The organism is Streptomyces sp. NPDC031265 (assembly GCF_055570295.1).
The window spans coordinates 82,281-94,053 of sequence record NZ_JBVIHM010000030.1 but is presented as its reverse complement, the minus strand read 5'-3'; the positions used below and the strand labels follow the sequence as shown (position 1 = coordinate 94,053).

General features: G+C 67.1%; 9 protein-coding genes and 3 pseudogenes. 5 read left to right on the top strand and 7 right to left on the bottom strand.

The features are described from left to right. A pseudogene (locus tag ACZ499_RS33175) lies at positions 1-125 on the top strand (IS5/IS1182 family transposase); the annotation flags it as partial. Positions 126-138: 13 nt separating this feature from the next. Here ACZ499_RS33175 and ACZ499_RS33170 read toward each other — a convergent pair. Next, a complete protein-coding gene (locus tag ACZ499_RS33170) occupies positions 139-966 on the bottom strand; it encodes a DUF4145 domain-containing protein (RefSeq protein ID WP_468679979.1) in 828 nt (275 codons plus the stop codon). Positions 967-1,418: 452 nt separating this feature from the next. Between ACZ499_RS33170 and ACZ499_RS33165 the strand changes: the two genes are divergently transcribed. Next, positions 1,419-2,000, top strand: a complete 582-nt coding sequence (locus tag ACZ499_RS33165) for a hypothetical protein (RefSeq protein ID WP_468679978.1) — start codon at positions 1,419-1,421, stop codon at positions 1,998-2,000. Between the two features lie 127 nt (positions 2,001-2,127). Here ACZ499_RS33165 and ACZ499_RS33160 read toward each other — a convergent pair whose 3' ends face one another. Together ACZ499_RS33160 and ACZ499_RS33155 are read right to left on the bottom strand one after the other, a co-directional pair. Continuing rightward, on the bottom strand, positions 2,128-4,335 hold the full coding sequence (locus ACZ499_RS33160; RefSeq protein WP_468679977.1) for a HEAT repeat domain-containing protein: 2,208 nt from the start codon (positions 4,333-4,335) through the stop codon (positions 2,128-2,130). 541 nt (positions 4,336-4,876) lie between these two features. Then, positions 4,877-5,290, bottom strand: a complete 414-nt coding sequence (locus ACZ499_RS33155) for a hypothetical protein (RefSeq protein ID WP_468679975.1) — start codon at positions 5,288-5,290, stop codon at positions 4,877-4,879. Between the two features lie 957 nt (positions 5,291-6,247). On the opposite strand from ACZ499_RS33155, the pseudogene ACZ499_RS33150 reads away from it, so the two are divergent. Further along, positions 6,248-6,463: pseudogene (locus ACZ499_RS33150) on the top strand (IS21-like element helper ATPase IstB); the annotation flags it as partial. Between the two features lie 73 nt (positions 6,464-6,536). Here ACZ499_RS33150 and ACZ499_RS33145 read toward each other — a convergent pair. The 4 genes and pseudogenes from ACZ499_RS33145 to ACZ499_RS33130 all read right to left on the bottom strand — a co-directional run bounded on the left by ACZ499_RS33145 (position 6,537) and on the right by ACZ499_RS33130 (position 10,090). Beyond that, positions 6,537-6,977 carry a hypothetical protein gene (locus ACZ499_RS33145; protein WP_468679974.1) on the bottom strand — a complete coding sequence of 147 codons (441 nt, stop codon included), beginning with the start codon at positions 6,975-6,977 and terminating at the stop codon, positions 6,537-6,539. A 934-nt stretch (positions 6,978-7,911) separates the two neighbouring features. Then, positions 7,912-9,255 carry an IS630 family transposase gene (locus ACZ499_RS33140; protein ID WP_468679972.1) on the bottom strand — a complete coding sequence of 448 codons (1,344 nt, stop codon included), beginning with the start codon at positions 9,253-9,255 and terminating at the stop codon, positions 7,912-7,914. 45 nt (positions 9,256-9,300) lie between these two features. Continuing rightward, a pseudogene (locus ACZ499_RS33135) lies at positions 9,301-9,464 on the bottom strand (winged helix-turn-helix transcriptional regulator); the annotation flags it as partial. 113 nt (positions 9,465-9,577) lie between these two features. After that, on the bottom strand, positions 9,578-10,090 hold the full coding sequence (locus ACZ499_RS33130; RefSeq protein ID WP_468679970.1) for an RICIN domain-containing protein: 513 nt from the start codon (positions 10,088-10,090) through the stop codon (positions 9,578-9,580). 162 nt (positions 10,091-10,252) lie between these two features. Between ACZ499_RS33130 and ACZ499_RS33125 the strand changes: the two genes are divergently transcribed. Beyond that, a complete protein-coding gene (locus ACZ499_RS33125; protein WP_468679969.1) occupies positions 10,253-10,378 on the top strand; it encodes a hypothetical protein in 126 nt (41 codons plus the stop codon). Positions 10,379-10,777: 399 nt separating this feature from the next. Then, positions 10,778-11,758 (top strand): hypothetical protein, encoded by a 981-nt coding sequence (locus ACZ499_RS33120; protein ID WP_468679967.1) that lies wholly within the window; start codon positions 10,778-10,780, stop codon positions 11,756-11,758. Positions 11,759-11,773 lie beyond the last annotated feature (15 nt).

Here is an 11,773-nt window from a genome sequence, read left to right as displayed (position 1 = left end):
GCGTCGGCGAGCAGGCCATGGCCACCCTCAAGGGCTGGCCCCTGCTGCGGAAGCTCCGCTGCAGCACCAACCGCATCACCGACATCGTGAAGGCCCTCCTCGTCCTTCACCACGCCGCAACCTGAGGTTGGAAAAGCCTCATAGATTGAGCAAAGTCGTTCCTGCAATATATCTGGAAGCCGGGGCGCCCTTCCGTGCGGTGATCTCGGCTGCCAGCCTTTTAATGCTGGCCCGGCTTTTGTCGTAAATTTCGGTGAGCACGAAATCGAGAATCTCCGCGCCGTCAAGAACGTTGGACACCTTGAGAGCGTCCTCGTGGCTTCCCACGTTGCCGATCCACTTGACGGCCTGAATCATTTCTGCAGCATCAGAGTATGCTGGTTTGGCCGATGCGAGATTCTCAATTCGCTTGTGAAGCGTCAAGTCGAAGGACCCCCTTCTTCCGAAGCCCTTCCTTGGGATTCCCTGGTCGTCCATCAGCGCTTCGACAGCGGATCGAAGGCGGTTCGCCGCTGAGCTGGGGTCGGCCCAGAGCACAGCAGATGCGGCGGAAACCCGGTGCAGGACCGTTTCGGGTGCCGCTTCATGCTTTTGCAGAAGTGGTAGCGCTGGATGAAAGAACAAAGGACGGAATTCTTGAACCCAGCTTTGCCCGTCCCAGTGCCCAAGCTCGTCCTGTTCAGCGACAAGCCTCATTTCCCCTGCGACCCGCACTAGATCGCACGTGCTCTTTCCGCAACGGAGCACGCAGTGGAATCCCCCATGAATCCAATCCGGTTCCCAGTGATCCCACTGTTCGGCCTGCCAGCGCTTACTGGTTTCGGATTCCTCCGTGACGAAAGTCCCACTTACCGAACTCAAACTTCCCCGACCACAAGTAGGGCAAGGGATGTCCGGCCATTCCTTAACGTCCTCTGGAAGACCGCTGGCGATGGCTCGGAGGTCTTTGATGAGCATGTTAGGCATGCGGCGAAGTCTGCCAGTCCGACAATCATGCCGACGAGAGGTTTCACAACTTAGTTCAGAGAACCGCGTGTGTGCAGCGACTCGGCTACACAGGCCAGGACGGCGCGCTGACGCGCGGTCAGGCCGTCGGCGTCCTTACGGATACCCGGAGGCCGTCCGGGCAGGGCACGAGTAGCACGCATAGGATCCCCTTCGCCGATCTTGCGTGCCCCTGACCGTAACCTCCCGGACCGATGTAAGGGAACAACCTTTCGGCATGCGACGCGCGCTGGATGGCGCTCTTGCCGGTCAGGTGCCGTCTGGCCTGTTCCGGTGGGTGGGTTGTGGCCTGGTAGCGTCGCTCTCTTCGGCTGGGACAGCCTGCTGGAGTCTTGACGGGATGCATGGTGACTTCTCCAGATGGCAATGTCCTTGCCGTTGCGGTGGCGAGGGTCGCTCAGGCCTTCGGCGGTATGACGGCTCAAGCGGACGAGACCGGCTGCGGCAGGTGCTTCGATGAGGTCGAGGTCAAACTGCTGCGGACTCCTGACATCCCGCTCTCGGCGGAACTTGTCGTCCGGGTCGCGCACAAAGATCCTTTCCACTGGGACGACCGGCCCGCCATCATCCGGCGGGTCCTGCCTCAGCTCGTCGTGGTGCTTGCCGAAGGAGCCGCCGAGGCCGATCTGATGGCCCGGGGGCTGGCCGCGGCCGACTGGCAGCGGTGGCCGCGCGAGCAGGCCGGGGCAGTGGCCGGTTTCCTGGAGGCGTGGTGGACGCAGACTCTGCGGGAGGTGTCCCCGCCGACTTCGGCGTATGCGGTATTCGCAAGTTGTGCGACCGCTAGTTCCTCGGTCACCCCGTGGCTCGCCCGCTGGGAGGCGGAGACGGGCCCGGCCGCCCGCCGCCACCTGGCCGATTGCGTCGGCTGGTGGAGGCAGGAGCTGCTGACCGACCACTCGCCCTTTACCTGGTGGTGGGGCACCGAGGCGGAGGAACAGGACGCCTGGCGTTCGGTGAAAGGATGGCTGGTCGCTCAGGCACCGTCCCGGTAGCCCGGATTGCGGTTCACTGCTCCTGGCAGTAGCTGCTCACTTCGCTGGAAACCTGGCAAAGCGCGTCTCCTGCAGGCTAGAACCGTGAAGGACCGAAGAGGTGCTGTCCTGAGCGGACGGTGTGTGCCTATTCCTCCCCGGCCGCCGCAGGTTCCGGGAGGTCTCGCAGACGCGCCACGAGGGAACGGCAGATGCGCTCGATCTCCAGGTCGGCAGCGACTGCATCACTCCAAGGGTCGTTGCCTCGGCGCGGTTGCGTGAGCGCCGTCTTTATCCGGGGCAGGGCAGGGCGTGCGGCCTGGCCCATCCGGTTCAGGCAGGCGAGGACATCGGGAGCGGTGGAGTCGTTGTCGTTCCAGGCGTTCAGTAGCGTCGATACAACGGTGCGGGCCTCGCTGTCTCCGGCTATGTCCCACAGTGCTGATGCGGTGTGGACGAGTGTCCACGCGTTCCCCACGTTCAGTAGGGCCGCATCGTCTTGCTCGTTCCGTGCGTTCATCTCCGTCTGCTCCTGCAGTATCTGTCGCAGGCGCGGCAGGACGGGAGCGGCGGGAGGTCCGATCCGGCCGGCGAGGCGGATGGCGGCAAGGTTCCGCGGGTCGTGAAGGAGTCGTTCCAGCAGCGGCATGACCCCTTCGGGGCGGTGCTCGATTTCCCAGATGGCGGCTGCTGCGGCCGTCTGGACATCGGCGTTGTCAGCCTCGGTGAGGGGACGGACGGTGTCCAGGGCGGAGGCGGCGCGGGTGCCGAACGAGGCGAGTGCCTTCAGGAGGGGCTCCACGGTGTGCCGTTGCTTGTGCCGGACGGCGGCCTGGACGGCGTCGGTGAGGGCAGGTACGGCCGCCGGATCCCCCAGTTTGGCGAGGGCGGAGGCGAGAGCCGACGGGCTGACGTCGGGCCACTCCCGTGCATGGTCGACAGCGGCGAGGAGGCGAACGAGTCGGGGCGTGAGTTCGGCGGCGGCTTGGGGCAGATGGCCTGCCGCATTGACGGCGCGCCAGGCATCAACACCGGTGTCCAGCGCGGTCAGCAGCCCGGGCAGGGCCCGCTCGTCCCCGAGCTGGGCCAGCGCCAGAACGGCCTGCTGATGAGCTCGGCGCAGTTCGGGGTGCGGGCTCGCCCACGCATCGGGCCTGTGTGTGGTGCGGTGGGTGGTGACGTAGGCGGCGAGGGTTTCCCGGGCCGGCTCGGCGAGCTGGCCCAGGGACCCGAGGGCTTCGGCCGCTGCCGCCGACGTGTAGGAGTTGCGCGGCAGCAGACACTGGGCGACGAGCCGAACCAGGTAAGTGTGATCTCCCCGCCAGGAGGCGATCAGACCGCGTGTCATGTTGATCGCGTCGTACCGGGTGGCCGCATCGGGGCTGCGCAGCTGCTCGCGGAGCAGGGCGGTCCGGTCTTCGACACGCGAGTCGAGCACCTCGTGGAAGGTCGCCAGCAAGGGGGCCGTCGGGGCGTGGACGCGGCTGTGGCGTTCGAGGTCGGCGAAAGCAGCGGCGACGTGCCCAGGAACACCGCGGTCAAAGTCGGCCTCGGCAGGACACGTGCACGGTCCCGACCGGCCCTGGCTCGCCTCCTGCGTCTCGCTCTCCTCGGGCCGGGGTATCGGGGTAATCCGGCGGAGGAGTCCGATCGCGGTGGGCACTGTGGTGTCGTCGATGGACTCGGGAACGCAGCGGGCCCGCTGGACGAGCGCCGCAAGACCGACCTCGGCATCCACCGCCACTTTGTCGGCGAGGATGTCGAACCACTCCCCCGCCGGTACCCGCGCCGCCGGGAGCCGCAGCGCCAGGTCGCCCATGGCCTGGACCACCAGAAGCCGCTCCGTGATGCCGTCCTCGGCGGCGAGCCGGTCCCGAAGGGCCCCTACCGCCCGCTCAGCGTCATCCAGGAACAGTCCCAGGCCCGCGATGGCGGCCCGACGCACCTGCGCGTCGGCATCACGTGCATAGCCGACGAAAGCCTCGCCGCGCTCGCGTATCAACGCCGCGGCGTCCTGGTAGGCCATGGACTGCTCACCATCGGGACCAATCCAGACGGCGCCGGGGTCGTCCCGATCGACGGCTTCACGGCCGATGTTCACGATCAGTGCGACCACCGACGCCCGATCAGGCGTGGAGGGGGCGTCGGCCATGGCGAACAGGAACGGCAGACTGGCAACCGTGCAGGGATACACGTCTCCCTGATGATGGGCTGCGCTGGAGAAACCGCTGAACGCCTGCTCCCGGACCTCGGCGTCGGGCGAGGCCATGTCGCGCAACCACTGCGGAACATCACTGGCAGGTCCATAGGCGTGCCCCATGGACGCCCAGTCGATGCGCTCCAAATTGTTGATCATTCCCGGCACTATGCCGGACAGCACTGACACCTCCTCCAGCTGCGCCCGCACGGGCGGACGCAGCAGCGTGCGGTCCGCGCCGGATGCCGGGGCCGCACGCGCCGACGGCCAGCCAGGCCACACCGCCCCCTGCCCGCCGGGGCAGCCACCGGTCGGGCGCCTCTCCCCACCGCAGGCCATGGACCTGTGCCGTTCCCGGCTCAGATGCAGCAACGTGCCTCGTCGCACCACCGCCGCACGTGTCTCCACTCCAGTCGATCGCAGACGGTGGAGTTCAGCGTCCCGGCCGGCCAAGACGTCGACCGGCATTGGCGGAGGCAGCACGAGCGGGACCTCCGCCTTCAACACCACCATCGTCGAGACCGACCGACGCATCCTGTTCGACGACCATGCCGCCGGCACCGAAGGATCCGTGGACGCGGCTACGCACAGCCCCAATACCCGGCCCGCGCCCGCGCGGCCCCGATCGTGCGCTCCAGACCGGGGGCGCCGTACCCCCGCCACGCCTCCCACCACCGGGCCTCGGCCTCGGTCAGGACTATCACCGATCTGCGGGAGGCCGCGGCGAACGCCGGCACCCGCGCGCACCACTGCGCCGCCTGCTCCTGACTCTGCTCGCCGTCCAGGACCAGCCGGAACCGGGAACCCCCACAAGCGCAGTGTCGAGCCAGGCGGGCCCTCGCCACCACGGTGAGGTGACCTGGCGGACCATCAGCAGCCGGACCTGGGCAAGGACCCGCTCCGCGGTTCCGGCCGGAAGCTCCATGGTGATCTTCGCCGGGAGCTCGGGGTCGGTGCCGGTGGCGAGATGGGCGCGGCTGGTGTCCAGTGAGATACCGAGGGGCTCGTCATGGGCCCGCAGTGCGCGCACGATCTGCCACAAGGTGGTGTACGCGCCGGCGTCCAGGTCGCCGATCTCCCCCTCTTCTTCGGGGACGACGATGGGCACGATCACTACGGAGTCCCCGGGGGTGTCCAGATGGGGGCGCAGGGCGCGGCCGACGGGGTCACCCGGGGTGCGATCTCGCGCCGCCTGGGGGCGGCGGCCGGGGCAGAGGGAGTCGGCGTGAAGGCGGCCAGCGTCTCTCGTGGAGGCGCCTGACGCGGCACGAGAGGCTGATTGAGGCTCACGGGCTCTGTGCGCACCGGAGCGTGGACCGTACACACCCGCGCGCCCCGGCCAGGATGAGCAGGGTCAGGGCGAGGAGGCGACGGCGCACTCCGCTAGCCTGCCGCACCATCCGGCGTCACCGCAGTGGCTGGGGTGCGTGTCCCTCGATCGGGGTCCGGCTGGTGGTCATCGGGGGAGCCGCCGCTCCTCGCCCGCACCTCCCTTCGCGCCACTGCCTTCTTCTCGGCCAGAGACCGTTCGCGATGCGGGATCTGTACCTCCGCACGGGTTCCGTCGCTGTAGCGCCGTACGCACCGCTGGCCCGGCTGTGCCGGGCACTGCGTACACGGAAGATCGATCCAGTCGCTGGCCTGCCCTGACACCGACGCCGCGCCGCTACGCATCGGTGGAGGCGGCTGCTTCTGTTTGCGCTGCTGCGGCCGCTTGGGGCGTCCCCTCGTGGCTGACGGGTCGCATGAGGCGTGAACCGGCTTCCCGCGCGTACCGCCCCTCATGCTGTACAGGGCCGGGGACTCTGTGGTCGGGTCACCGCACATCGCGCAGATCAGCGGCCCACGCTTAGGCTGCTGCTGCTGCGTGACCTTCGCCTTCTGTGCGGGAACGATCGTCGTGGTGCCGTCCGCCCGGGTCACCGTGACCGCAGAGGCGGGCGGAACGCTGTACGAGCGCAGCTTGGGCGTGGCGGTATGGGTCTGGCCCTTGCGCCCGCCGCGGCCAATACGTCGGGTCATGGGCAGAGGGTAGGACCACGGCGCTCCCTCTACGAGCGACACGTCGTATGCCTCGTCCGGCTCTTCGCATCAGCTTGTGAGCCGGCACCGAGGCTGCGATGGCCGGCTACCGGGTCAAGTACGTGCTGGCCACGAAGCTGGCCACCGAGCTCGTCGAGTCCGCTGACGAGAGACAGCTCTCCAAGAGGATCGCCCGCTACGGCCTCGTCGACCTGCACGCGAAGAGAAGAACAGCGTGGCCATCGCCTCCAACGAGTCGTTCGGCAAAGCGCACATTTTCCGGCGAACTCGGGCGAGGCAATGCCTGAACAGCACGGGTTCTGCCGCATCACGCCGTGTCAGGTGCCGTTTGGCTGGCCGCCGAGAACCGCTGTGAGATCGGCTTGAAGCTGTGGGTCGTCCGCGACTGCGATGAGGCGATAGGCGACCGGTGCGATGCGCCATCCCGAATCACGGTCGAATGGGGGTCGCACTCCGGCGGCGTTGTGGGCCACCTTGGCAACCAGCTCGGCGAGAGCGAACAGCAGGGCCTCCTCCTCGTTCAGCGGCGAGTGCTGGTCTAGGCTTCGCCGCCGCAGTCGGTCGAATACTTGCCGGGCCTGCGGCCACCGCTGTTCGCTCTCGGCCAGCAGCAGAGCGTCGTCCACTTCTGGGAAGTCCTTGAGGCTCTGGCCCGCGGCGCGCAGTACGCGACCAGCCCAGACGACCGGAGCGGGCTGGCTCTCGAACTGGGAACGTCCCCAGGCATACAGTTGCTGGGCATTCGTCTCATCAGCCATGATTGCTCTTTTCGCTGGGTGGGGGTGCCGGCCGGGTTCCCACCGGAGGTTAGACGTCCGCTGGCTATCCAGCACCGGAGCTTGTGCTGGTCGGGAGGCGTCCGAGGTCGACATGGCCAACGAGGTAGATGAGCGTGGCCTCGGGGTCCATGCCGAAGTCCCGCGGCGACGAGCTTGGGATCCATGGTGTTGACGAGCTCGACCAGACGGGTGCCGCGGATCACCCGGGGTGGATAGCCGCACTCGTCAAGAACGTGGGACAGGTGGGCCGTTGGGGCCGGGGTGTGGGCGGTCTTCGTCCCCTTGGTGACCATGCCATGGGGATTCTGCGTCGACCACGCCGCGCGGTGGGCAAGGCATCGTTGCGGCACCGTCCAGGAAGCCGGGTCGAGCGGGACCGGGTGTGGCCGTTTGCCGAGCCGGACCGTTCGCGCGACTGCGTCGAGGCGCGGTCGGCGCTGGCGGGCTTCCCCCACCCCTCGGCGGTGCCTGGACGTCGGTTAGGACCTGGCTCTGGACCAGGGCCACCCCCTGACAGACCAGGGAGGACGGTGTACTACAGAGCTGGATGCCCCGGAAACCGACCGCGCGCAACGACCATAGTCCGCACCACTGACAACGGCTCGACGCAACCCCGCAGCCACGCTCACCGCCCCGGCCGCATTCGCCGCGACGTGCTGACTCGCTGGAGTGGGGCGGCTGCCTTTCACGCAGTCTGGCCGTTCGGCTCGTGGTGCTCGCCGAGGGGACCGTCGAGGCCAATCTGATGGTCCGGGGGGCAGGCCGCGGTGGCCCGCAAGCAGGCTGGGGCAGTGGCCGGTTCCCCGCAGGCGTGGTGAACGCAGACGCTACGGGAGGGTCTCCGCCCACTTCGGCGTATGCGGTATTCGAGAGTTGCGTGACCGCTAGTGTGAAGCGCCAGAAATTTTGAGGGTTAGTTCTGCTTGGTTGTATCGAGGTCTGTCCTGACCTTGGCGAGGTAGTCGGCAAGGGATTTGAGGATCTCGTCGGCAGTCTTGGTCCAGGTGAACGGCCTGGGGTTCTCGTTCCATACCTCGATCCAAGCCATGATGTCGTTCTCCAGGGCCCTTACGGAGGTGTGGACGCCGCGGCGGATGAGTTTGTCCGTCAGCAGGCCGAACCACCGCTCGACTTGGTTGATCCACGAGGAACCGGTGGGAGTGAAGTGCACGTGAAACCGCGGATGTCTGGCCAGCCACTTCCTGATCTCCGCGGTGTTGTGGGTGGCGTAGTTGTCACACACCAGGTGCACGTCGAGCTCGCGCGGTACCGCCTTGTCGATGGTGACCAGGAACTTCTTGAACTCGAGAGCTCGGTGGCGGCGGTGGAGTTCCCCGATGACGGTGCCGTCGGCGATGTTGAAGGCGGCGAACAGGCTGGTGATGCCGTGCCGCAAGTAGTCGTGGGTGCGCCGCTCGGGCATGCCCGGCATCATCGGCAGTACCGGCTGGGAGCGGTCCAGAGCCTGTATCTGGGACTTCTCGTCCACACATAACACCACCGCCTTCTCCGGCGGGTTGTGATACAGCCCGACGACGTCGACGACCTTCGCGACGAACTGCGGATCGGTGGAGAGTTTGAAGGAGTCCTGGAGATGCGGTGTGAGTTCGAACCGCTTCCAGATCCGCCCGATCGTCGATTTCGACAAGCCGGTGCGCCGGGCCATCGAGGCCCTCGACCAGTGCGTGTCCTTGCCCGACGTGGACTCAAGCGTCGCCGTAATGACGTCCTCGACCTGATCGAGCAGGATCGAGGGCGGTCGGCCCACCCGGGGCTCGTCGGACAGGCCGTCGAGGCGTCTGACGATGAAGCGGGCACGCCAGCGTTCCACGGTCGACTCGTCGACACCGAGGTCCACCGCGGCCTGCCGGTTCGTCCCGCCCTCCGCACAACGCAGCACGATCCTCGCCCGCAGCGCCAGGTACTGGGCGGTCTTCGCCCGCCTCGCCCACCGGGTCAGCTGGTCCCGCTCAACGTCACTCAGGACCAGGTCGGCCTTCGGCCGACCGATCGGGCCGGTGTCCTCAAGGCCGGCCATCCGTTCCGCAGCGAAGGCCGCGCGCCACTTCCTCACTGTCCTGACCGCCACCCCAACGGCCCGCGCGGCCCCCGCATTCGACATCCCGTCAGCACACGCCAGGATGATCCGGGCCCGCTCCGCCGGACGCCGGTCCCGCGATTCCGCCCGGCGCAGCAACTCCCCACGCTCGCCCTCGGAGAGCGTGATCTCCACAGCGGAAGGCCCTGGATGCGACATACCAACAGGGTAGTTACTAACCCTCAGAATTTCTGGCGCATCACACTAGCAAGTTGAACGAGCGGACTGCGGATCGGGAGCGCACGCTGCTTCCTGGGCGGCCATAACCTCATCACCGTGCTCGAAGGCCCATGCGCCGACGGCGTCGATGGGCGGCACAAGGTCCGTCCCAGAGCGGTGAGCTGGCACTCGACCCGTGATGATGCGGACGGCCAAACTGGCGTGGCAAGCCAATCGCCGCGCGCTATCTCGCTCGTCGGCGCAGTGCGTACCCGCTGAGCCCGGTCACCGGGCGGGGCCCCGGTCAGCGGGAAGCCGCTCGTCAGTACCGCATCATCCAGTGCTGCTCCGGCGGGTAGTCCGAGGCACAGGTCCACAGGGTGAGGTAGGTACCGTTGCCGGACGAACCCCCCTTATTGGTGAGGCACTTGTCCGAGTAGTTGGTGTGCATGGACCAGTCACTCGACCAGAACTGCTGGCTTCGGTTGTTGCCGCTGTTGTCGCACGGCCACAGGGTGAGCACCGCGCCGTTGGTGTCGTACGCGTCGCCCTTCGGGGTCAGGCACTTCCCGCTCGCCTTATGGACGATCTGGTAGCCGTCGTGGTCCCACTTCTGGAGCTCGTCCCCCGTGCAGGTCCACAGGGTGATGATGGTTCCGTTGGCCGTGCTGTTGCCCTTGGGAGTGGCGCACTTGGCGGGGTACCAGGTGCCGGGGCCGACCGGGGTGTAGAGCTCGCCCCAGTTCGGGCCGGCCGCCGAGGCCTGCGGGGCCATGGCGGTATGGAACCCCACCGCCAGGAGAACCGCCGACAGGTACGCCATTGGCTTGCGCATGACACGCCTTTCATTAGGGAGAGATGTCGTCTGCAACACCGGTGCATCTTAGCCACGTCCGGCGGGCGGGATGTGCGCGGCCTGCATGGTTTCTCCACAATCCATGCCTCCCCCTCGTGTCACCTGTGTCCGCATCGTCATCGCCCGCGGCCGAGGAGCTGCATGCTGCATTTCGAACTGTCCATGTCGGTCGAGGTGTTCGGCTTCAACCCGACCCACATCGTGGCCCCCTGGTACGCCTTCTCCCTCTGCGGACCGGGCGCCGTGCGGGCGGTCCGCTCTATCTAGGCCAGGGCTGCTTGGTGTATAGGTTGAGCCCCTGTCAGCAGGGGCTTCGCTGCGGTCCGTTCGCCTTTGCTACTCAAGAGAAGACCTGCCAGGATTCAGCCTTGATGGCCTTGAGTCGGTAGTGATGCCGGATTTCCAGGGGGACAAGGCCCGGGATCACCCTCTGAAGAGGTGATCCTGCAGGGGGAAGCAAGGGGGAGGGGATTCGCCGTGCGCGCAACCGCGATTGGCGGGCTTCAGGATCAGCGCCGCGTCACTTCTGGTGATGTTCGGGCAGCACAACCTGGGCCACCGGCTTGACCGGCACCGAGGTCACCTTGGCAGGCCGGTCCTCGCCGTCCGCGGCTGGCGCGCGCCACGCACGTGGACCACTTCACGTTACGTAGAGAAGGAAAGCCCATGCACGTCCTCAGGCGAACGACCATCGCCACTACTGTCATGCTCGCGGCAATCTCGCTCGGTGCCTGCTCCTCGTCCGGATCGGCCTCCGACTCGGCGAAGGACAGGACCCCGATCGACCGGGCCAACTGGCCTGCGGAGGTGCCCACTTCCGGATTGGTCAAGGGCCTGGAGCTGCCGCTTGAGTCCTACCTGCCCACCTACGCGGGTCAGGTCACCGTCGACACCGCGCTCCGCACCCTGCAGACGCGGTGCATGTCTGAGTACGGGCTGACAATCGATCTGCCGCGTCCCGGCGCGAACCCGCCGCCCCACAGCAACGCCGTCTCGATCGAGCGGCGTTACGGCCTCAGCGACCGCGCACAGGCACAGAAGTACGGGTACGGGCTGCCGAAGGAGCTGACCCGGAGCCTCGAATCCGTCGAGGAGGGGCTTTCAGGCATCGAGGTGGAGGTCCTGACCGGGAGGAAGAAGCCCGAGTTCGCCCCGCCCAAGGGAACGAAGGGCGCTGACGGCCATTTCGGCGGGGTCCCGGAGCCCGCGCGCGCCGAGTACAACGGAAAGAAGCTGCACGAGGGCGGCTGTGCCGGCTGGTCGAAGCGGTGGCTCAAGGTGAACGAGGAGGATGCGGGATTCGTCTCCGGGCTCGCCTCGACAAGCCTCTCCGAGTCCCGGCCGCTGAAGCCGGTCGAGGAGGCTCTCAAGAGCTGGTCGGCCTGCATGAAGGACAAGGGTCGCAAGGTCGCCGATCCGTACCGGGCGATGGAGCAGGGCTATGCCGACGGCGACGGCACCACCAAGAACGCGATCGAGCTCGCGCTGGACGACATCGACTGCAAGGAGCAGACCCGTCTGATCGAGGTCTGGTTCAAGGAGGAGTCGGCCGTCCAGAAGCGGCTGATCGAGGAGAACAAGGACCAGCTTGCCGCCATCAAGAAGCGCATGGGCGAGGTCCTTGCGGCCGCTAAGGCAGCCAAGTAACCAGAGAAGGAACAC